This window comes from Streptomyces sp. NPDC043878 (assembly GCF_056435735.1).
The window spans coordinates 180,586-200,578 of record NZ_JBWKDW010000016.1; the positions used below are offsets into that span (position 1 = coordinate 180,586).

Below are 19,993 nucleotides of genomic sequence, written 5' to 3' on the forward strand. Positions count from 1 at the left end.
CCATGAACACGATGCAGGATCAGCCGTCCGTGGTGATCGGCACCATGCGCTGCTCGGGGTCCTTCAACGGCCTGATGGTGCTGGGCCGCGACGAGGACGAGGGCCGGGAGTTCGTCGAAGGTGCGATCGCCCAGGGCTTCACCACGTTCGACACCTCGCCCGTGTATGCCCGCGGGAGAGCGGAGGAAGACCTCGGCGCGTACCTTCCCGGCGACGCGTCGGTCTGGACCAAGGTCGGGATCGACACCACCACGCCGCTTCCCACCCTGGACTACAGCCTCGAAGGAATGGCCAAGTCGCTGCAGGGAAGCCTGAAGCGGCTCGGGCGCGACCACGTCGAGGTCGCCTTCGTGCACAATCCGGAGCCGAGGCGTGTGTCGGGCATCGACTTCGCCGGGTTCGCCCGGTACTGCTCACAGACGGGGCAGGCGGATCTGGTGGGCGTCAGTGTGCTCCTGCCGGACGTGAGTCTGCCTCAGATCGCCGGCAGGCTACCCGCCGGCAGCGTCGTCATGTGCGAGGCGGACCAGCTGGATCCGCAGGACACGAACGTGACGCGCCTCCTCGCCGACTACCGTCTCGTGGTCCGCAGTCTCTTCTCGGGCGGCTCTCGGCTGCGGGCGGTACCGCCCGAGCGCAGGGCGAAGGCGATCGCCGCCAGGATCTCCGAGATTCACGAGATCTACAGCCCCGAAGCCGTGGTCATCGGCCCTCGGACCAGGGAGCAGCTGGATGACTACGGGGCGGGGCCGGCCTGGCTCACGTCCGCTGCTCGGCACTCCGCACCCGGGCGGTCCCATGTCACTCGATGAGGCGGACGTCGCGCAGCAGCTGCGGGTGTTCGGATTCGCCCACCTCCGGGGGGCGGCCGCGGACACCGTGGAGGAATTGCAGCGTGCTTTCGGCCGGCTGATCGATCTGCCGGCGGACGGTACGCCGAACGAGAGGGTCACCAGGTTCGATGCCCTCAACGAGATGCCCGAATTGGAGCTGATCTCCGGATCGGCGTGGGTGGGTGCGATCTGTGGGGCGTTCTTCGAGCGCAACCACCAGGTCATCACCAGCGATGCCAACGCACTCGTCGGCGACTCGTACTGGCACTCGGACGGCTTCTACACCACGCCGTTCCTGCGTTTCGTTCTGTACCTGGATGCCACCGCGCACGACACGGGTGCCCTGCGTTTCCTTCCCGGTTCGCATCGAGCCGACAACGGCTGGCTCGGGGAACCGACCCAGCACGTCATCAGGCACGGGGAGGACCTCGGCCTCCCCGGCGGCGACGTTCCGGCGGTGGTCGTCGATTCCCATCCCGGGGACGTCATCGTCTTCGACACGAACGTCCTGCACTCGGCATGGCACGGCGGTATACGACGACAGTTGGCGTTCAACTGTGTCGGTGACCCGGTGACCGAGACCGAGCAGCGCGACACGCGTCGCTACTTCCTCAACCGCTACGTCTCCGGATCGGTGTCAATCGGATGAGACTCACCTCTTTGTCGGTGACCGACGCCGGGGTCACCCGCTTCAGGACGTTCGGGTTCCTCCACCTGCGCGGCGTGCAGAACGATGTCGTGCCGGCCGTCGACGACGCCTTCGAAGACGTCTTCGAGAACTTCCCGCAGGTCGGTCGGCAGGGGCGTGCGGGTGTCGCCCGGATCGCCGAGCGCAGCGAGGTGCTCCAGAAGGTGCTCCTGGCCGACGACCGGTGTCCTCAGGTGGCACGTCGGCTGCTGGGCACGGACGTCGTCTATGTCGGCGGCGACGGAGTCCGCTACGACGGTGCCACCTACTGGCACCGGGACGGCAACCACCGTGCTCTGCGGCTCCTCAAGATCGTCCAGTATCTGGAGCCGCTCGACGGCGACACCGGAGCGCTGCGGATCATTCCCGGCACCCACCGCAGAGGAGGGAGCTGGGACTCGTTCGCCGCGGAGATGGAGAACCCGCTGCGTCGCCTCGGGATGCGGCCTGCCGAGGTGCCCGCCTTCACCATCGACTCCTCCCCCGGTGACCTCATCGCCTTCGATCCGCACTCCTACCATGCGTCGTTCGGCGGTGCCGACAAGCGGCGGCAGATCACCACGACGTATGCGGCCGTGCCGGAGTCGGCCGAAGCGCGACAGGAGCTGACGAGCTATCTGCTCGCTGACCGATCGCTCCTGTAGCCCCCTCCCCCGGTACTCCGTCAGCCTTATGAAGCGCGTGAATTGAACGGGTTGGTTTGTGATGGACAACGTAACGGCGGAGACCACGGTGCCGCAGATCCCGACGGACCGGGAAGCGGAACCGGTCAAGTGGTTCGACGAACTGCGTGAGTCGCACGGTGTGCACTGGGACGAGAGGACGAACACGTGGTACGTGACGCGATACGACGACGTGTACGAACTTCTCCCTGATCTCCGGCTCGGCGCCCAGGTGGAGACCTATTGCCCGCCCTCGCTGACGCAAGAGCAGGAGAACACCTACTGGCGGGTGACGGAGTTCATCGACCGCTGGCCCGTGTTCTCCGATCCGCCGCGGCACACCGGTATGAGGCGTCTGCTCCTGCCGCTGTTCACGCCTGCCGCTGTTCGGCAGATGGTCGCCGCGATGGCGGATTCCGTCGCGGCGACCAGTTCCACGGTGACGCCTGACAGGTTGTTCGCCAATGTCGTCAGGCCGGCTCTGGCAGCCGGCCTGAGCAATCTCCTGGAGGAGGAGCCGGACGGCCTGGCACAGCTCGCGGACTGCGCCACCCGGATTCTGGCCGTCGGGCCGATCGAGACGTACGACCCTGGCATCGGGCGGCTCGCGGAAGAGGCCCTGGACGAACTGACCGGGCTCGTCGCGCAGCGCTGCGCGGCTCCCCGGGGGGTCCTCGCCTCGGCGCTGAGCCGCGCTCTGTCCGACGGGACGTTGGATCTTCTGGACGCGACCGCGATATATGCCCAGCTGGTGAGTGGCGCGCTGGAACCCACCGCGGCGGCTGTCGCACGCCTGTTGGAGGCGTTGACCGGCCCGGAGAGCGCCGCCATAGACCTGAAGGAAGACATCGACGGAGCCGTGGACGAGGCGCTGCGGCTGGCCACGCCCTTCCACTTGGCCACGCGGCGCGCACTGTCCGATCTGACCCTGCACGGTCACACCGTACGGGCCGAGTCGCGCGTGGTCCTCGTACTCGTGGCGGCCAACCGCGACCCGAGGCGGTTCGCCGACGCGGGCACCTTCCGTGCGGACAGGGCCGGGGCTCGCCATGTCGCCTTCGGGCGGGGCCGGCACGCGTGTCTGGCCGCCGGACTCACGCGGCAGGTCATGAGGGAGATGATGCTGCAACTCGCGTCGACAGGCCTGTTGGAGGAGCTGCCTCGGCTGACCGCTGTGTGGAAGGGGGACTTCGGGGCGCGTTTCGCCGACGACCTCGTGGTCACGCGGGATGCCTGAGGCAGGCCGCACGGTTGCGGACCGGGCCGTCGCGGTCCCCTGTGCCGTGACGAGCACAGGCAGGGCCGCGTAGAGCGGCGATCGTCACCCCTCGGTCCTCGCCGGCCGTCTCCGCCGGCTCCTGAACCGCAGCGACGCGCGGCGGTCCGCGTTCCCGTCGATCTCCGCTTCCAGATAAGGCATCGCAATGATGGTCAACCCGAACAGCCTGACAGCCCTGCGCCCGGACAGCTTTCAGCCTGATGCGGAAAGTTCGGAAGCCGGACACGCCAGAAGTTTCGAGGAGACATGGGACTCCCTGAAACCACTGCTGCCTCGCGTCCCCGTCACGCGCGTGTACGACACCACCCCCCTGGATTACATCAGCTCCCCCGTGTGGTCGGCCGTGACCCCTCTGGCCAAGGACCTGACAGTGAGCGCGGGAAAGGGGGCGACGCCGATCGCGGCGAAGCTCAGCGCCGTCATGGAGGCGATCGAGCGAGTCTCGGCCGAGGAAATTCCGGCCCGCCGGATCGTCAGGGGTTCCTACAAGGAACTCGCTCCCGCCGCTGCGGTCGACCCGGAAGACTTCAGCCTGCCGCACGACACGACGTACCGGCCCGACGCTGTTTTTTCCTGGACGGGAGCATACGACCTGGCACAGGGGGGCCATCATCTGGTGCCGACCGACCTCGTCCTCAATCCGTCCACGGAATGCATGACGGCTCGGATAGAGACCAACGGGCTCGCCTCCGGGAATACGTATTCGGAGGCGGTCCTCCACGCGGTCTGTGAGCTCATCGAGCGCGACGCGGTGTCGGAGGAAGCGTTTTACACCGCTCACCACGACCCGCTTTTCTCCCCTCGTCGACCCTTGAGGGTCATATCCCCGGAGTCGGTTCCAGCCGGAACCGCGAAGGAGCTCATCGAAGCGCTCACCGGTCAGGGGCTGGTTGTCCGGATACAGGATCTGACCAACGTGATCGATGTGCCGGTCATCCGGGTCGTCCTTTTCGACGACGGCTATTTCGGGCAGGAGGGCAGGGTGACCTACTTCCCCGGCTACGGGGCCGACCTCCAGCCCGAACGAGCGCTGGTTCGCGCTCTCACCGAGGCGTGCCAAGGTCACGCCAGCTTCGCCACGGGCGCGCGAGAGGTGTTCGAAACCGGGCGCGCCAGGCGCAGGCCGGCCGAGCTGAAGCGGATCGACTCTCTTTACCGGAACCCCGGCTCCCTGGCGTTCCCGCAGGCCAAGGGCGGCAGCGACAGCATCCTGCAGAACATACACGCGGTCGTCGGCCGGCTGCGGGACGCAGGACACGAGAAGTGCCTGGTGACAGAACTTACCCGCGAGGATCTCGGCGTGCCGGTGGTTCGTGTCCTGATTCCGGGCCTCGCGTCTCCCTACGGTGAGAGTTCACGCACCCCCACCCTCCGCCTGCTGGAATCGGTGATCTGAGCCATGAAAACCACGATATTCACCGGGCCGTCCCTGCCGCCGGGCGAGGCACGGGCCCTTCTGCCACAGGCGCACGTTCTTCCCCCCGCGAAACGCGGCGACGTCTACAGGGCCAGAGAAAGCGGAAGCTCCCGGATCCTCATCATCGACGGATCCTTTTCGCAGGTGCTCCCGGTGTCACCACGAGAGGTAGTCGAGGTGGCTCGCGACGGCGCTCAGATCGTCGGAGCGTCCAGTATGGGGGCCATACGGGCCGCGGAATGCTGGCCCGTCGGCGTCCACGGTGTCGGAGCCGTCTACAGGATGTACAGGTCCGGCCTCTTCGAGTCGGATGACCCCGTGGTGGTGGCGACGGATCCCGACAACGACCACTCGGCGGTGAGCGTCGCCCTGGTCAATATTCGTGCAGCGATCCGAAAGCTGTACGGCCTCAAGCTGATCACCCGATCCCAGGGTGTGGAGCTTCACCGCGTCGCCGCCGAGTCGTACTATCCCGACCGGGTCTGGCGGCTTCTGTTCAAGAAGGCCGGGATCGATGACCCGAGTGGCGTGATAGGTGAAGTCGCAGCCTCCGTCGACATCAAGAAGGTGGACGCGCTGAGAGCTGTTCGCTTTCTTTCGATCCTGCCCGACCAGGCAGGTGCCGATGGAAACGATCGTCAATTCAGCCAAGGGCCGCGATACTGCTCGCACGACCCGCTTCTCGGCCACAGCCGCGAAGAACTCGATCTGTTACTTCCTCCGTTCATCTTCGGAACCGGTCGGTATCAGAAATACATCCGGTTCCTGCTGGCCGGACAGCTGGATTTCGGAGGACTGACCACCGGGGGCGAGTCGAAGCTGTCCCGAAATTCCTCGGTCGAGCCGGTTCTCGCGCACCTCTTCCTGGACATTCCGTCTCTGTCCGCGAACCTGATGGACAAGATTCATCATTTCAGGCAGTTCGAGACGGAAGTGATGCTGTGGCATGCGGTTCGCCGACTGAGGGATCACAAGATGAGCCGCACGGAGGTGACACCTCGGCATGAGAACAGGGTCAGGGACTCGATAGCGAAGGCCCACGGCTATGACAATTGGGGCGCGCTGACAACCGACATGCGTGACGACGCTCTGCCCAGCGGGGTCCCCTTCGGCTGGATCGAGGATGCCTGTCAGAGATTGGCTCTCGCCAGGTCCTGACAACTCCAGGACGGCCCAGCGGCGGCACCGACGGGGCCAGGAGCGGGAAAGTGCGGGCGGGGCACTCGCTCATCCGCCATCGAGCCGGCGCTCCCCCGGGCTGGCGGCCGTCACGTTTCCGCGACAAGTCCCGCGTGCGGGCGGATCTCCCGTGTCAAGGTGGGAAACAGAGTCGGACAGGCCAACGCCTGGCCCCTCCACGGCACTTCAGGGAGACCCCATGTTGCGTGGCATAGACGTGAGTGCGTATCAGTCGTCGTCCTACGAGACGGACAACATCTCCTTCGTCTTCATCAAGGCGACGGAGGGGCGTTCGTACGTCAATCCGAGGCTCGCCGCCCAGACGAAGAGGGCCCGGGACGCCGGGCTCGTCGTCGGCTTCTACCACTTCCTGTGGCCCGGCGACCTCACCGCCCAGGCCGAGTACTTCGTCAAGCACGCCCCGGAGAAGGCGGGCGACATCCTCGCCGTCGACTGGGAGACGACCGGCGAGGGCACGCACGCGGGCAACGCCGAGAAGGACCGCTTCATCCGCAAGGTGAAGGAGCTGCGGCCCCACCACCGGGTCATCCTCTACACGAACCGGGACTTCTGGCTGAACATCGACACCACCTCGTACGCCGGCGACGGTCTGTGGATCGCCGACTACGTCACCGCGGGCGAGCCGCGCATCAGGGCGAAGTGGCGGTTCCACCAGTACAGCGAGAGCCCGCACGACAAGGACGTCGCCGACTTCACCAGCCGGGCCGCGCTGCGGAAGTGGGCCCAGGACGCCTGACCCGCTCCCCCGCACTAGGCTCCGGACCGCGGTGCGACGGCGACCGCGCGGATGAGGGGAGCCTCGGGTCATGGGTGGCGCGGTCGCTGCGGTCAGCAGCAACGGGAGGTACTCGTTCACCAAGCCGAACCGGGAGAGCATCACCCTGCTCGCCGGGCTCGGCGTGGAGGGGGACGTGCACGCCGGGACGACGGTGAAGCACCGGTTCCGGATGCGCCGGGACCCTTCGCTGCCGAACCTGCGGCAGGTGCACCTCATCCACGAGGAGCTGTTCGAGGAGGTGCGGGCGGCCGGGTTCGAGGTCACGGCGGGAGCGCTCGGGGAGAACGTCACCACCCGGGGGATCGACCTGCTGGGCCTGCCGGCCGGGACGCTGCTGCGGCTCGGCGAGGAGGCCGTCGTCGAGGTCACCGGGCTGCGGAACCCCTGCGCGCAGATCGACACCCTCGGCAAGGGACTGATGAGGCAGCTGGTGGTGCGGGGCGAGGACGGGACGACCCGGTTCCGCTCGGGGATCATGAGTGTCGTCGTCAGCGGCGGGACCGTGCGGCCCGGCGACCCGGTCGAGGTGACGCTGCCGGACGGACCGCATGTGCCCCTGGAGACCGTGTGAGCGGGCCGCCTACGCGGTGAAGTCCGGCGACCGCTCCGGGCTCGCCTGCGCCAGCGCGTCGGTCACGCCCCGCACGTCCTCGGTCAGGCCGTACGCCGGGGTGCCGGGCTGCTGGCGCCAGGAGTCGTCGAGGCCGCCCGCGTCCACGGTGTCGAAGCCGAGTTCCTCGATGAGGTCGCGCACCTTGCGCTTGGCGGCCTCGTCGTCGCCGGCCACCGGGAGTGCCACGCGGTCGGGGTCGCCGGCCGGGCGCGGACGGTCGAGGAGGTCCTGGGCGAAGGTCGCGTTGAACGCCTTGACGACGGGGTGGCCGAGCTGCCGTTCGGTCCAGCGGCTCTCGGTGACGCCCTCCTCGATCTCGGCGATCCTGCCGTCCCGCTGCTTCGGGTAGTAGTTGCCGGTGTCGATGACGGCCACGCCGTCGGCGGCGCCGTCCAGCAGGCCCGACGGGAGGCCGGGCACCGCCTTCAGGGGGACGGTGATCACGACGATCTCCGCGCCGCGGGCCGCCTCCTCGACCGTGACGGGGGTCGCGCCCGTCTCCTTCGCGAGTTCGGTGAGCGTCTGCGGGCCGCGGGAGTTGGCGACGGAGACCTCGTGACCGAGGGCGCTGAGCCGCCGGGTGAGGTTGCCGCCGATGTTGCCCGCGCCGATGATGCCGATCTTCATATGACTCGCCTCGCCGTTTCCGGGGGTCGGATGTCCGAGGAGCCGGGCGGCTCCGCCGACGGGCACCACCAACCACCGGACGCATCGCCCTATTCCGGAAGGGGCCCGAACGGGTGCGCCGGGTACGGCGAAGGGGCGCCCGTCCGTGGCCGGACCGGCGCCCCTGCGGACCGCGTCACTTGTTCAGGTGCGCCCAGAACTCGTCGAAGTCCAGCACCCTGTCGCCGTTGAGGTCACGGCTCTTGATGATCGCCTCGGCCACCGACTCGGTGACGTTCCAGTCGCCCCCCTGGGCGAGGGCGGTCTTGAACTCGGCCGCGGTGATGTAGCCGTCACCGTCCGTGTCGATCCGCTCGAAGTGCTTGCGTGCCTCGTCGATGTCCGCCACCGGTCCGCCCCTTTTTTGCTCGTGCTGCTCGTTACGTGCTGTCGTGCTGACGCAGGTCAGGTTATCGGCCCGTCCGAGCGTCCCGTGCCGCGACCACCCGGGCACGTCTGCGAGGGTGGGCCTCTCCGCGGGCAGGGGCCCGGGAGGCGCACGAAGGGGACGGGGAACGATGGCGCAGACCTTGCGGGACATTCTCGACGCGGCGGCCAGGGGCGTCTTCCCGCCGGCCGACGGCGGTACGACGGTCGTGGCTCAGCACTCCCACCGCGACGCCGGCGTCCTGTCGTTCACCGCGCACTCCGTCGTCTTCACGGACGAGGACCCGGCGTGGGTGCGCCGGACCCTGGCGGACGCCGACTGCGACGCGCTGGCCGCCTCGATGAACGCGCGGTTCCTCGACGCCTTCCTGGCCCGCACCGGGCGCCGCACCGACACGATCGACGTGATGACGGTCGGCTCCCCACTGCCGGGCGGGCCGCCGCTCGCCCTGGCGGAGGTCGGTGATCCCGGCCATCCCCGGGTGCTGAGCTCGCTCGGGCGGCGCGACGAGGTGCGGGTGTGGACCGCCGAGGGCGGGGTGCTGGTCCTGGGCCGCGGGATAGCGGGCAGGCTGGAGGTGGCCGTCGAGGTGGACGAGGGGGTACGGCACCGGGGGCTGGGGCGGGCCCTGGCGGTGGCCGCGCGGCACCTGGGCGGCGGTGAGCCGGTGTGGGCCCAGATCGCACCGGGGAACGCCCGCAGCATGCGGGCGTTCCAGGCGGCGGGTTACGCGCCGGTGGGCGCGGAGGCACTCCTCACCCCCCGCTGAGCGGCCACGCGACGGCCAGGGTCAGCGGAAGATGCCCGTGTGCCCCAGTGAGTAGCGGCCCGGCTGCGGGTAGACGGCGAGGCCGTGCGGACCGTTGCCGACCTTGATGCGGGCGAGCTGGGCGCCGTCGCGGGTGTCGATGGCGTACACCTCGGAGTTGTAGCGGCCGGACAGCCACAGGACCCTGCCGTCGGCGGAGACGCCGCCCATGTCGGGGCTGCCCCCGTCGGGGAGGTGCCACTTCCTGGTGACCTCGCCGCGGGCGAAGTCGAAGACGGAGATGGTGCCCTCGCCGCGGTTGGAGACGTACATCTCCCGCGAGTCGCGGCTGACGTAGAGGCCGTGGGCGCCCTTGCCGGTGGGCAGGAGCACCGGCGCGCCGAACGTGTCGCCGTCCAGGACCCACATGCCGTCGGCCTTCATGTCCGCGACGTAGAACTTCTTCCCGTCGGGGGAGATCTTGACGTCCTGGGGCATGGCGCCCGGGAAGGGCAGTTTCCGCTGTCCGACGACCTTCATCCGCGCGGTGTCGACCTTGAGGAGTTCGCCGCTGAACTCGCAGGAGACGATGAAGTAGCGGCCGTCCGGGGAGAAGTCGGCGTGGTTGACGCCGTAGCAGCTGACCGGGACCGTCTTCAGCAGCTTCATGGAGTGCGGGTCGCGGAAGGCCAGTTCGCGGTCGAGGGAGGCCATGACGACGGCGTATCTGCCGTTGGGCGTGAAGTACAGGTTGTAGGGGTCGTGGACGTCGACGGACCGGCCGGCCTTTCCGGTTTTCGGGTCGATGGGGGTGAGGGTGTTGCCGCGGTCGTTGTTGACCCACAGCGTCTTCAGGTCCCAGGACGGCACGACGTGCTGGGGCTGGCGGCCGACCCTGATGGTGTCGATGACCTGGTAGGTCTTCGGGTCGATGACGGAGACGGTGTCGGACTCCGTGTTGGGGACGTAGACCCGGGAGGGGAAGTCGCGCACCACCGGGGAGAGCCGGCCGGGGCGGTCGGCCGCGTACACGTCCCGCGGGTCGAGCAGGGGTGGCATGCCGGCCAGGCCCGGCGCGGTCTTCTTCCTGGGCGGGGGGGCCGGCACGTGGGCGGTCTTGGTCTCGTGGCCGTGGTCCGCGTGCCGCGGTGCGGTCGAGCCGCAGGCGGTGAGGGAGGCGAGGACGGAGAGGGCGGCGGTGAGGACCAGGGCGCGGGTGACATCGGTGGGGCGCATCAGCTCAGCAACTCCGTGGTGGTGACCGCGCGCAGTCCGCGGCGGTCGAGCTCTTCGAGTACGGCGGGCAGCGCGGCGACCGTGCCGGGGTAGCCGAAGTGCAGGCTCACCACTGACCCGTTGCGGATCCGGCCGAGGACGGTGCGGGTGACGGCGGGGGCGCCGGGCGAGGTGAAGTCGAGGGAGTCGACGTCGTAGGACAGGACGTGCGGGTAGCCCGCGGCGCGGGCTAGGCGTTCGACGAGCGGCGAGGCGCGGGCGGCCCGGGAGGGGCGGAACCAGGTGCCGATGGAGCCGGTGAGCCTGCGCAGCCGGTCGGCGCAGCCGGTGATCTCCGCGTGGGCCTCGGCCTCGGACATGGCGTTGACGGCCAGGTGGCGCTGGGTGTGGTTGCCGAGGTCGTGGCCGCCGTCGAGGACGCGGCGGGCGAGTTCGGGGTGGTCGTCGAGCCAGGTGCCGACGGCGAGCACGGTGACGCGGGCGCCGTGGCGTTCGGCCTCGCCGAGGAGGGCGCGGGCGATGGCGGGATCGCCCTGTCCGTGGAAGGTGAGGGCGATGCGGGGGCGGTCGCGCGGGCCGTGGGTGAGCTGGACGGGCTGCCCGGGGAACCGGCGGGGGGCGGGGCCCGGCGCGGGGGGATGTGCGGTCGGGGAGGTGGTGGCGGGGGGTGCGACGGCGCCGTCGGTGGAGCACCCGGCGGCGAGCGTGCTCCCGGCGAGGAGCGCGGCACCCGTGCGCAGCGCGGCGCGGCGGTCGGTCGTGGTCACCCGCACCATTTAAGGGGTGTTGCGGGTGAAAACCGGCTATTTGGTGGAGTGGCGGCGGTTCTGTCCGGAGTCTTTACGGTGCCGTCAGCGGTCCGCGACCCGCATCTCGAACCAGGTGGTCTTGCCCCGCGGCAGGAGGTCGACGCCCCAGCGGTCCGACAGGGTGTCGACGAGGAACAGGCCCCGTCCGCTGATGTCCGTCTCCTGGACCGGCATCAGACAGGGCAGGCCGCGGGAGGGGTCGCGGACCTCTATGCGGATCCAGCCGCGGCGCCGGCGCATGCGGAGCCCGAAGACGCGGGCGCCGGTGTGGCGCACGGCGTTGCCGACCAGCTCCGAGACGAGTAAGACGGCGTCCTCGGTCATCTTCGGGGTGAGGCCCCACTGGCGCAGGACCACCACCTGGGTCAGCCGGCGGGCGGTGGCGGCGGACTCGGGGCGGGACGACAGCGGAACCTCGGCCTCGGCGGGATTGCCGAACAACTCCAATGCTCTGAGCGCGTGTTCGTCCTCGACCGCAGGCGACCAGCGTGCCGCGGCCGCACGACTGTGTCCCCGCGGCTGTTCGATGCCTTCCAGCCCCGCCATGCCCCCATCATGGCCGCCCAGAACGCCCGCCGGGGCCGTTCCCACCGAATACGCCCCCCGGAATCCCCTGTTCCGCAAGAGTCGTTCGGCATATGCCCGGGGCACTTCGGCGCTCCTGACAGCCCCCCTCACCTGCGGAGCAGGGCCGGCCGGAGATCATCGGCGGGCTCCCCCGGCACGACGGTCTTATGGCTGCCTTGAGGCTGCCATAAACCGTCCCATCGGGGGACCCGGATCAGACGCCGTGTCAACAGCAAGGGGCTCAGGCGAATTTCGCCTTGCCCGGCCCCTCCTCCACGAAGCTGCGCATCCCGCGCTCCCGGTCCTCGGTGGCGAACAGGCCCGCGAACCAGTTGCGTTCCACGGTCAGGCCCGTCTCGATGTCGGTCTCCAGGCCGGTGTCGATCGCCTCCTTCGCGGCGCGGAGCGCGATCGCCGGGCCCTGCGCCAGCCGCGCCGCCCAGGCGTGCGCCTGCGGGTACACGTCCGCGGCCGGGACCACCCGGTCCACCAGCCCCAGGGCGAGCGCCTCGTCCGCCTTCACCATCCGGCCGGTGAAGATCAGGTCCTTCGCCTTCGAGGGGCCGACGAGCCGCGCAAGGCGCTGGGTGCCGCCTGCGCCCGGGATGAGGCCGAGCAGGATCTCGGGCTGGCCGAGCTTGGCGTTGTCGGCGGCGATCCGGAAGTCCGCGCACAGGGCGAGCTCGCAGCCACCGCCCAGCGCGTAGCCGGTGACGGCGGCCACCACCGGCTTGGGGATGCGGGCCACCGCCGTGAACGCGTCCTGCAGCGCCTTCCCCCGCAGGATCATCGCGGTGTGGTCCATGGCCTGCATCTCCTTGATGTCCGCGCCCGCCGCGAACACCTTCTCCCCGCCGTGGATCACCACCGCGCGTACGTCCTCGCGACGGGTGACCTCCTCGGCGAGCTCCTTGAGCCGGTCCTGCGTGGCGACGTCCAGCGCGTTCATCGGCGGGCGGTCGAGCCGCAGGGTGCCGACGCCTTCGGCGACTTCGAGATTCACGGTCATGCAGGCAGGTTAACGGGCACTAACGCCCACGGCCCCGGTGCGGTACCTCACACCGGGGCCGTGGGCGTCGGACGGCAGGCGTCACACGCCGGACGCCGCACGCCGGAGGGTCACGCCTTCCACTTGTCCCAGGACATGTTCCAGCCGTTGAGCCCGTTGTCCGGGTCGACGGTCCGGTCGTTGCTGTGCTTGACCTCGACGACGTCGCCGACCATCGAGTGGTCGAAGAACCAGCCCGCGGGAAGCCCGCGGTCGGAGCCGCCCCGCACGTCCTGCAGGCCGACGCAGCCGTGGCTGGCGTTGTAGTTGCCGAAGGCGTCGCCGCCCCAGTAGTTGCCGTGGATGAACGTGCCCGAGTTGGTCAGGCGCATCGCGTCCGGCACGTCCTTGATGTCGTACTCGCCGCCGTAGCCGACCGTCTCGCCGTTCATCCGGGTCACCCGCAGCTTCTCGCTGATGACCATACGGCCGTTCCACGTGTCGTAGCCGGGCTTGCCGGTGGTGACCGGGATCGTCTTGACGACCTTGCCGTCCTGCATGACCTTCATCGTGTGCTTCTTGGCGTCCACGACGGAGACCTGGTCGCGGCCGACGGTGAAGGTGACGGTCTTGGACTGCTTGCCGTAGACGCCGTCGCGGCCCTCGACACCGTCGAGCGCGAGGCCGACGGTGACCTTGGTGCCTTCCTTCCAGTATTTCTCCGGACGGAAGTCGAGACGGTCGTTGCCGAACCAGTGGCCCTCGACCTCGACGGCGGGCTCGGTCCTGATCGTGATGGCCTTCTCGACGTCCTCGGGGCTGGTGATGCCCCGGGTGAAGCGGATCGAGAACGGCATCCCCACGCCGACCTTCGAGCCGTCCTCGGGAGTGAAGTTGCCGATGAAGGTGTTCTGCGGGGTCAGGGTGGTGAAGCGGGAGTCCTCGGCGGCCGTACGGCCCGCGGAGTCCTTGGCGACGGCGTGCACGGTGTAGGTGGTGGAGGCGGCCAGGTGCGTGTCCGGCGTCCAGCTCGCGCCGTCGGCGGTGATCTTCCCCGGTATCGCGGTGCCCCTGGGGTTCTTGACCTCGACCTGCGTCAGCCTGCCCTTGACCGCGCCCACCTTCAGGGCGCCGCTGGTGTCGACGGACTTGGCGCCGTCCTTCGGGGCGATCGAGACGACCGCCTCCGACTGCTTGCCCGGCGCGGCGGAGGAGTCCTGGTCCTTCGCGCCCCCGGCTCCGGACTCCGTACCGCCGCCCCCTCCGCACGCCGTCACCGCGAGCAGCAGCACCCCGACCACCGGTGCCCACAGGTTCTTACGGCCCCGCCCGCGCGCGTCAACCGACGCCCCCGATATCGGCACGTTCAACTCTTCTCCCCTCGCCGGGCCTGGTCAGGCCCGCCCCGGCGCGCCAAGCGCACGCATCGGCGCATAGTAACCGGCGGGTTTTGAGCATCGTGTCAGCTCAAGGTCACCGTTCAGTCCCAACCGCGCCGGGCAGCGCGCTGCCCGCCTTCCACGCCCGCCAGCCCATGTTCCAGCCTCCGAGGCCGTTGTCGGGAGCGACCTTCTTGTCATTGCTGTGGACGACCTCGACGACGTCGCCCACCAGGCTGCGGTCGAAGAACCAGCCCGCGGGCGAGTCGGAGCTGCCGCCCTTCACGTCCCGCAGTCCCACGCAGCCGTGGCTGACGTTGACGTGTCCGGGGGCGTCCGGCGCCCAGTAGTTGCCGTGCAGGAAGGTGCCGGAGTCCGTCAGGCGCATGGCGTGCGGGACGTCCGGGATGTCGTACTCGCCGCCGAAGCCGACCGTGCGGCTGTTCATGCGGGTCACCTCCAGCATCTCGGTGACGACCATCTTCCCGTTGTACGTGGTCGTCTTCGGGGCGCCTGCCGTGACCGGGACGGTGGCGAGGAGGTCGCCGTCGCGCCGGACGTCCATGGTGTGCCGGGCCGCGTCGACCAGGGAGACCTGGCTGCGGCCGACGGTGAAGGAGAACGTCCGGTACTGCAGCCCGTAGACCCCGCGCGCGCCCTCGACGTCCCGCAGCCGCAGGGAGACGGTGACCTGTGTTCCGGGCTTCCAGTACCGCTCGGGGCGGAAGTCGAGGCGGGCGTGGCCGAACCAGTGCGGGCGGATCTCGACCGGCGGCTGCGCGGTGACGTGGATCGCCCGCTCGACGGCGGCCCGGTGCGCGATCTCCCGGTTGAACTCCAGGGAGACGATCATGCCGGTGCCGACGGTCGAGCGGTTCTCCGGGGTGACGTACCCGATGAAGCGCTTGTCGGGGACGTACGTGGTGAAGGTGGTGTGCCGGGCGGAGCGCCGTCCCCGGCCGTCCAGGGCCACCACGTCGACCGTGTAGCGGGCGGCCAGCGCCAGCCTCGCCTGGTCCGGCTCCCAGCGCAGGCCGTCCTCGGAGACGTGTCCCGGCACCGGGGACTCCTGGGCGTCCTGGGACCTGACGACCCGCACCGACTCGATGCGCCCGCCGGGCACCCGCACCAGGAGCCTCTCCCCGGGCCGTACGTCCCGGCTCCCGTCGTCGGGTGTGACCCGGATGACGTCCTCCGGTGCCGGGGGTTTCCCGAACACCTGCCCGATCGCACTCGGGCCCTCCGAAGTACAGCCGGCGGCTCCGGCCAGCAGTCCTGCCCATGTCAGTACGGCGGCCAGTGCGGCCCCCACGCGTCGCGCGCGCCCTTGTGCATGCCTCACGGGATACCCAACGACCGGGTGCGCTTCGGGGAAACGTGAGTGCGAGCCAAGCTCTGGGCAGAACAGTGGGGAGAACGACGCGACGGGGAGCCGCGGCCGGGACGCCGTACGCGCCTTTCAGGTCGTTCCACGAGTCGTGGGAGGCTGAACAGGTGTCCAGCGCAGCCGAGCAGGAGGCGGTGGCCGAGGGGCGCGCCGCCGGAGACGGGCGCCCCGCCGCCGCGAACGGCGTGCACCGCACGGTGCCCGTGCCGGTGTGGCCTGGTGCCTCGACGCCCCTGGGGGCCCGTTTCCGGGTCGGCCCGGACGGGGTGGCGGGCACCAACTTCGCGCTGTGGGCCGGCGGGGCGGAGTCGGTGGAGCTGTGTCTGTTCGACGAGGCGGGCCGCGAGACGCGGGCGCGGCTGACCGAGCTGACGCACGAGATCTGGCACGGGTTCGTGCCGGGGGTGATGCCCGGACAGCGCTACGGCTACCGGGTGCGGGGCCGGTGGGACCCGTGGACCGGCGCCCGCTGGAACCCGGCGAAGCTGCTTCTCGACCCGTACGCGCGCGCGGTCGACGGCGACTTCGCCCTCCCGCCCGAGGTGTACGGGCACGTCCGTGACTGGCCCCAGCAGCAGGTGGCGGACACCGTGCGTGACGACCGGGACTCGGCGCCGTACGTCCCGAAGGGGGTCGTCGTCCATGACGACGACGACTGGGCCGACGACCGGCGCCCGAAGACGCCGTGGGCCGACTCCGTGATCTACGAACTGCACGTGAAGGGCTTCACCAAGCTGCATCCGGGCATCCCCGAGGAACTGCGCGGCACCTACGCCGGTCTCACCCATCCGGCGGCGATCGAGCACCTGGTGAAGCTGGGTGTGACGGCGGTCGAGCTGCTGCCGGTGCACCAGTTCGCGCACGAGGACCACCTGCTGCGCCGGGGGCTGAAGAACTACTGGGGCTACAACTCGATCGGCTATTTCGCCCCGCACGCCGGCTACGCCGCCTCCGGCACCACCGGGCAGCAGGTCGGCGAGTTCAAGCGCATGGTGGGCGCGCTGCACGCGGCCGGGATCGAGGTCATACTCGACGTGGTCTACAACCACACGGCGGAGGCCGGCGAGCTGGGCCCGACGCTGTCCCTGAAGGGCATCGACAACCGGGGCTACTACCGGTTGCAGTCGGACGCGCGGCGGTACGCGGACTACACGGGCTGCGGCAACACCCTGCACGTCGTGCAGCCGCACGTGCTGCGCCTGATCACGGACTCACTGCGGTACTGGGTGACGGAGATGGGCGTCGACGGCTTCCGCTTCGACCTCGCGGCCGCGCTGGCGCGTTCCATGCACGACGTCGACATGCTGTCCCCCTTCCTCGCGGTGATCGCCCAGGATCCGGTGCTGCGGCGGGTGAAGCTGATCGCCGAGCCGTGGGACGTGGGGTCGGGCGGCTACCAGGTGGGCGCCTTCCCGCCCCTGTGGACGGAGTGGAACGACCGGTACCGCAACGCCGTGCGGGACTTCTGGCGGGGCGCGCTGCCGGACGTACGGGATCTGGGCTACCGCCTGTCGGGGTCCAGCGACCTGTACGCGTGGGGTGGCCGCCGGCCGTACGCCTCGGTCAACTTCGTGACCGCGCACGACGGTTTCACCCTGCGGGACCTGGTGTCCTACGGGCGCAAGCACAACGAGGCGAACGGCGAGGGCAACCGGGACGGGACGGACGACAACCGCTCGTGGAACGGCGGCGTGGAGGGCGAGAGCGACGAGGAGCGCGTACGGGCGCTGCGGCGGCGGCAGTTGCGCAACCTGCTGACCACGCTGCTGCTGTCGACGGGCGTGCCGATGCTGGTGGCCGGGGACGAACTGGGCCGTACGCAGGGCGGCAACAACAACGCCTACTGCCAGGACAACGAGATCAGCTGGCTGGACTGGGGGCTGCTGGAGGACCCCGGCTGGAAGGCCCTGTTCGACCTGACCTCCCGGCTGATCCGGCTGCGGCACGAGCATCCCGTCCTGCGCCGCCGGGCCTTCTTCTCCGGGCGGGCGCACTCGGCGGACGGGCTGCGGGACCTGGCCTGGTTCACCGCGCGCGGCACGGAGATGACGGAACGGGACTGGTACGCGCCCGCCGCCACGCTGGGGATGTACCTGTCGGGGCGGGACATCCCGGGCCGCGACGAGCGGGGGGTGGCGATCCTCGACGACAGCTTCCTCGCGGTGCTGCACGCCGGGGACCGGCCGGCGGGCTTCGAGCTGCCGGGGCCGCCGTGGGCGGAGCGGTACGAGGTCGTCGTCGACACGTCGCGGGAGGCGCAGGCCGACGCGCCGGGGGTGACGCATCGGGCGGGGGCGGTGGTGACCGTGCCCGCGCGGTCGGTGCTTCTGCTGAAGGTGCGCTGAGCGGACCGTCTCCGTGGGCGCTGCCCCCGGACCCCCGGCTCCTCGAACGCCGGAGGGGCTGAACCAGCGGCTCAGCCGAGGATTCCGCGTTCGTACGCCGTCGCCACCGCCGCCGCGCGGTCGTTGACGCCGAGTTTGGCGTACAGGTGGGTGAGGTGGGTCTTCACCGTTGCCTCGCTGATGAACAGTTCCCGGGCGATCTCGCGGTTGGAGGTGCCCCGGGCGACCAGGGCCAGCACCTCGCGCTCCCGGGCGGAGAGCGGCTCGTTGCCGGGAGCCCTGGGGGTACGGACCGCGGAGACCAGGCGGGAGGCCACGGCCGGGGACAGGACCGTACGGCCCTGCGCGGCCGCGCGGACCGCGGTGAACAGTTCGTCGCGCGGGGCGTCCTTGAGGAGGTAGCCCGTCGCGCCCGCCTCGATCGCGGGCAGGGTGTCGGAGTCCGTGTCGTACGTGGTCAGCACGAGGACCCTGGCGCGGGCGCCGCGCCGGGTCAGCTCGGCGATCGCCGCCACACCGCCGGTGCCGGGCATGCGCAGGTCCATGAGGATCACGTCGGGGTCGAGGGCGGCGGCCCGCTCCAGGGCCTCGGCGCCGTCGGACGCCTCGCCCAGCACGGCGAACCCGGGCGCGGACTCGAACATGCCGCGCAGACCGTCCCGTACGACGGGATGGTCGTCGACGATCAGCAGGGAGACGGGCGCGTCAGCTGTCATGGCGAACCAACGGTACGCGAGCCGACAGCGCCGTGCCGTGGCCCGGTTCGGACTCGACGGTGAGGGTGCCCGCGATGCGTTCGGCGCGGGCACGCATACCGGCCAGGCCGAAGCCGCCGGTGCCGGTGCGGGCGGGGCGGGCGCGGGCGTCGAACCCGCGGCCGTCGTCGCGGATGTCGAGGACGACCTCGTCGCCCATGAAGGACAGCGTGACCCCGGTCCGGCCGGCGGCCGCGTGCCGGGCGGTGTTGGACAGGGCCTCCTGGGCGATGCGCAGGAGGGTGGCGGAGACCTCGTCGTGGAGTTGCTCGGCGGTGCCCGTGACGGTGAACTCGGCGGGCACGCCGGTGCGTTCGCTCCACTCGGCGACCGTCTTGCGGAGTGCCTCGGGCAGAAGGTCGTCGGCGAGGGCCACCGGGGCGAGGCTCTGCACGGAACGGCGGGCCTCTCCCAGGCTGTGCCGGGCCAGTCCGGCGGCACGGTCCAGGTGCGCGCGGGCCGCGTCGCGGTCGGGGGTGTCCGCGACGATCCGGAGCTGGGCGATGATCCCGATCAGGCCCTGGGCGAGGGTGTCGTGGATCTCGGCGGCGAGGCGGCGGCGCTCGTCGGCGACCCCGGCCTCCCGTGCCTGGAACAGGAGTTGGGCGTGCAGGGCCGCGTTCTCGTCGAGGGCCTGCTGCAACGCCGTGTTGGTGCGTTCGAGTTCGGCGATGGTGGCGGTCTGGACGAGGGCGTGCGCGTCGTCCTGCGCGGCGAGGTGGCTGAAGACGGCGAGCAGGGCGATGTTGGCGCCGAGCACCAGGCCGAAGCCCAGCCACAGCACCAGCCCGTGCGGCGGCATGCCGCCGACCTGGGAGCCGGACATGGTGACGGCGGTGGCGACGAGGCCCACCTTCACCGCCCGCCCGCGCAGCAGACGGGTGACGTCGTAGTAGCCGGTGACGGCGTAGAAGCCGAAGAACGGGTTGAGCCAGCACAGCAGGAAGCCGAGGATCCAGCGCAGGACGTAGTAGGCGGCGCCCGCCCCGGACGGGCCCGGCCGGGTGCGGGCCGCCCTGCCCCAGGCCAGCTGGAGGGCGAGGCTCGCGAGCACGAGGACGGTGGTCGCGTACTCCCCGGTCCGGGTCATGCCGACGAGGGCGGCCGAGACGACGCAGGCGAGGGTGCTGACGGCGAGGAGCCCGTAGGGCCCCCAGCGGTGGAACATCGCCCGCCGCGTCCCGTCCACCGCGACGGCGCCGCGGACCGCGATGCCCGGCATCGACGTCCGGACGGCCGCCGTGCCCTCCGCCCG

General features: G+C 70.4%; 20 protein-coding genes. 10 read left to right on the forward strand and 10 right to left on the reverse strand.

Annotation, left to right across the window (positions count from 1 at the left end; translation table 11 throughout):
- The first annotated feature begins 2 nt into the window (after positions 1–2).
- The 8 genes from AC07AZ_RS23025 to AC07AZ_RS23060 all read left to right on the forward strand — a co-directional run bounded on the left by AC07AZ_RS23025 (position 3) and on the right by AC07AZ_RS23060 (position 7,428).
- A complete protein-coding gene (locus AC07AZ_RS23025; RefSeq protein ID WP_478850593.1) occupies positions 3–812 on the forward strand; it encodes an aldo/keto reductase family protein in 810 nt (269 codons plus the stop codon).
- Positions 799–1,482: a phytanoyl-CoA dioxygenase family protein gene (locus AC07AZ_RS23030; RefSeq protein WP_478850595.1), complete on the forward strand. Its 684-nt coding sequence runs from the start codon at positions 799–801 to the stop codon at positions 1,480–1,482. The genes AC07AZ_RS23025 and AC07AZ_RS23030 overlap by 14 nt, the downstream gene beginning before the upstream one ends.
- Positions 1,479–2,165, forward strand: coding sequence for a phytanoyl-CoA dioxygenase family protein (locus AC07AZ_RS23035; RefSeq protein WP_478850597.1), 687 nt, complete (start codon positions 1,479–1,481; stop codon positions 2,163–2,165). The genes AC07AZ_RS23030 and AC07AZ_RS23035 overlap by 4 nt, the downstream gene beginning before the upstream one ends.
- A gap of 61 nt (positions 2,166–2,226) precedes the next feature.
- Complete coding sequence (locus AC07AZ_RS23040) at positions 2,227–3,420, forward strand: cytochrome P450 (protein WP_478850599.1); 1,194 nt, start codon at positions 2,227–2,229, stop codon at positions 3,418–3,420.
- Positions 3,421–3,607: 187 nt separating this feature from the next.
- The gene (locus AC07AZ_RS23045; RefSeq protein ID WP_478850602.1) at positions 3,608–4,858 is read left to right on the forward strand and encodes a YcaO-like family protein; all 1,251 of its coding nucleotides are present in this window, start codon (positions 3,608–3,610) and stop codon (positions 4,856–4,858) included.
- 3 nt (positions 4,859–4,861) lie between these two features.
- Positions 4,862–6,037 carry a TfuA-like protein gene (locus AC07AZ_RS23050; protein ID WP_478850604.1) on the forward strand — a complete coding sequence of 392 codons (1,176 nt, stop codon included), beginning with the start codon at positions 4,862–4,864 and terminating at the stop codon, positions 6,035–6,037.
- Between the two features lie 220 nt (positions 6,038–6,257).
- Positions 6,258–6,815 (forward strand): glycoside hydrolase family 25 protein, encoded by a 558-nt coding sequence (locus AC07AZ_RS23055; RefSeq protein WP_478850605.1) that lies wholly within the window; start codon positions 6,258–6,260, stop codon positions 6,813–6,815.
- Between the two features lie 70 nt (positions 6,816–6,885).
- On the forward strand, positions 6,886–7,428 hold the full coding sequence (locus AC07AZ_RS23060) for an MOSC domain-containing protein (protein ID WP_478850607.1): 543 nt from the start codon (positions 6,886–6,888) through the stop codon (positions 7,426–7,428).
- A gap of 9 nt (positions 7,429–7,437) precedes the next feature.
- On the opposite strand, the gene AC07AZ_RS23065 is transcribed toward AC07AZ_RS23060, so the two are convergent.
- Positions 7,438–8,097: an NADPH-dependent F420 reductase gene (locus tag AC07AZ_RS23065; RefSeq protein WP_478850609.1), complete on the reverse strand. Its 660-nt coding sequence runs from the start codon at positions 8,095–8,097 to the stop codon at positions 7,438–7,440.
- 175 nt (positions 8,098–8,272) lie between these two features.
- Complete coding sequence (locus AC07AZ_RS23070; RefSeq protein ID WP_478850611.1) at positions 8,273–8,485, reverse strand: EF-hand domain-containing protein; 213 nt, start codon at positions 8,483–8,485, stop codon at positions 8,273–8,275.
- Positions 8,486–8,654: 169 nt separating this feature from the next.
- Here AC07AZ_RS23070 and AC07AZ_RS23075 point away from each other — a divergent pair, with 169 nt between their 5' ends.
- Positions 8,655–9,293 (forward strand): GNAT family N-acetyltransferase, encoded by a 639-nt coding sequence (locus tag AC07AZ_RS23075; protein WP_478850613.1) that lies wholly within the window; start codon positions 8,655–8,657, stop codon positions 9,291–9,293.
- A gap of 21 nt (positions 9,294–9,314) precedes the next feature.
- Here the strand turns inward: AC07AZ_RS23075 and AC07AZ_RS23080 are convergent, their stop codons facing one another.
- The 6 genes from AC07AZ_RS23080 to AC07AZ_RS23105 form a co-directional block, all read right to left on the reverse strand.
- The gene (locus AC07AZ_RS23080) at positions 9,315–10,508 is read right to left on the reverse strand and encodes a YVTN family beta-propeller repeat protein (protein WP_478850615.1); all 1,194 of its coding nucleotides are present in this window, start codon (positions 10,506–10,508) and stop codon (positions 9,315–9,317) included.
- The gene (locus AC07AZ_RS23085; protein WP_478850617.1) at positions 10,508–11,284 is read right to left on the reverse strand and encodes a polysaccharide deacetylase family protein; all 777 of its coding nucleotides are present in this window, start codon (positions 11,282–11,284) and stop codon (positions 10,508–10,510) included. Before AC07AZ_RS23085 ends, AC07AZ_RS23080 begins: the two co-directional genes overlap by 1 nt.
- Positions 11,285–11,359: 75 nt before the next feature.
- A complete protein-coding gene (locus AC07AZ_RS23090) occupies positions 11,360–11,863 on the reverse strand; it encodes an ATP-binding protein (RefSeq protein ID WP_478850619.1) in 504 nt (167 codons plus the stop codon).
- Between the two features lie 262 nt (positions 11,864–12,125).
- Positions 12,126–12,893, reverse strand: coding sequence for an enoyl-CoA hydratase/isomerase family protein (locus AC07AZ_RS23095; protein ID WP_478850621.1), 768 nt, complete (start codon positions 12,891–12,893; stop codon positions 12,126–12,128).
- Between the two features lie 110 nt (positions 12,894–13,003).
- Positions 13,004–14,242: a L,D-transpeptidase gene (locus AC07AZ_RS23100; RefSeq protein ID WP_478850623.1), complete on the reverse strand. Its 1,239-nt coding sequence runs from the start codon at positions 14,240–14,242 to the stop codon at positions 13,004–13,006.
- Between the two features lie 103 nt (positions 14,243–14,345).
- A complete protein-coding gene (locus AC07AZ_RS23105) occupies positions 14,346–15,593 on the reverse strand; it encodes a L,D-transpeptidase (RefSeq protein ID WP_478850625.1) in 1,248 nt (415 codons plus the stop codon).
- A gap of 152 nt (positions 15,594–15,745) precedes the next feature.
- Here AC07AZ_RS23105 and glgX point away from each other — a divergent pair, with 152 nt between their 5' ends.
- Positions 15,746–17,983, forward strand: a complete 2,238-nt coding sequence (glgX, locus tag AC07AZ_RS23110) for a glycogen debranching protein GlgX (RefSeq protein ID WP_478850627.1) — start codon at positions 15,746–15,748, stop codon at positions 17,981–17,983.
- Positions 17,984–18,054: 71 nt separating this feature from the next.
- Here the strand turns inward: glgX and AC07AZ_RS23115 are convergent, their stop codons facing one another.
- Complete coding sequence (locus AC07AZ_RS23115) at positions 18,055–18,699, reverse strand: response regulator (RefSeq protein WP_478850629.1); 645 nt, start codon at positions 18,697–18,699, stop codon at positions 18,055–18,057.
- On the reverse strand, positions 18,689–19,960 hold the full coding sequence (locus AC07AZ_RS23120) for a sensor histidine kinase (RefSeq protein WP_478850669.1): 1,272 nt from the start codon (positions 19,958–19,960) through the stop codon (positions 18,689–18,691). Before AC07AZ_RS23120 ends, AC07AZ_RS23115 begins: the two co-directional genes overlap by 11 nt.
- Positions 19,961–19,993: the final 33 nt, after the last annotated feature.

What these genes read in the sequence shown, in the direction of transcription:
- AC07AZ_RS23080 (WP_478850615.1), bottom strand. Translation starts at nt 10,508, where the DNA reads ATGCGCCCCACCGATGTCACCCGCGCCCTGGTCCTCACCGCCGCCCTC.
- AC07AZ_RS23115 (WP_478850629.1), bottom strand. Translation starts at nt 18,699, where the DNA reads ATGACAGCTGACGCGCCCGTCTCCCTGCTGATCGTCGACGACCATCCC.
- AC07AZ_RS23120 (WP_478850669.1), bottom strand. Translation starts at nt 19,960, where the DNA reads ATGCCGGGCATCGCGGTCCGCGGCGCCGTCGCGGTGGACGGGACGCGG.
- AC07AZ_RS23040 (WP_478850599.1), top strand. Translation starts at nt 2,227, where the DNA reads ATGGACAACGTAACGGCGGAGACCACGGTGCCGCAGATCCCGACGGAC.
- AC07AZ_RS23045 (WP_478850602.1), top strand. Translation starts at nt 3,608, where the DNA reads ATGATGGTCAACCCGAACAGCCTGACAGCCCTGCGCCCGGACAGCTTT.
- AC07AZ_RS23030 (WP_478850595.1), top strand. Translation starts at nt 799, where the DNA reads ATGTCACTCGATGAGGCGGACGTCGCGCAGCAGCTGCGGGTGTTCGGA.
- AC07AZ_RS23060 (WP_478850607.1), top strand. Translation starts at nt 6,886, where the DNA reads ATGGGTGGCGCGGTCGCTGCGGTCAGCAGCAACGGGAGGTACTCGTTC.
- AC07AZ_RS23095 (WP_478850621.1), bottom strand. Translation starts at nt 12,893, where the DNA reads ATGACCGTGAATCTCGAAGTCGCCGAAGGCGTCGGCACCCTGCGGCTC.
- AC07AZ_RS23025 (WP_478850593.1), top strand. Translation starts at nt 3, where the DNA reads ATGAACACGATGCAGGATCAGCCGTCCGTGGTGATCGGCACCATGCGC.
- AC07AZ_RS23035 (WP_478850597.1), top strand. Translation starts at nt 1,479, where the DNA reads ATGAGACTCACCTCTTTGTCGGTGACCGACGCCGGGGTCACCCGCTTC.
- AC07AZ_RS23055 (WP_478850605.1), top strand. Translation starts at nt 6,258, where the DNA reads ATGTTGCGTGGCATAGACGTGAGTGCGTATCAGTCGTCGTCCTACGAG.
- AC07AZ_RS23075 (WP_478850613.1), top strand. Translation starts at nt 8,655, where the DNA reads ATGGCGCAGACCTTGCGGGACATTCTCGACGCGGCGGCCAGGGGCGTC.
- AC07AZ_RS23085 (WP_478850617.1), bottom strand. Translation starts at nt 11,284, where the DNA reads ATGGTGCGGGTGACCACGACCGACCGCCGCGCCGCGCTGCGCACGGGT.
- AC07AZ_RS23090 (WP_478850619.1), bottom strand. Translation starts at nt 11,863, where the DNA reads ATGGCGGGGCTGGAAGGCATCGAACAGCCGCGGGGACACAGTCGTGCG.
- AC07AZ_RS23065 (WP_478850609.1), bottom strand. Translation starts at nt 8,097, where the DNA reads ATGAAGATCGGCATCATCGGCGCGGGCAACATCGGCGGCAACCTCACC.
- AC07AZ_RS23050 (WP_478850604.1), top strand. Translation starts at nt 4,862, where the DNA reads ATGAAAACCACGATATTCACCGGGCCGTCCCTGCCGCCGGGCGAGGCA.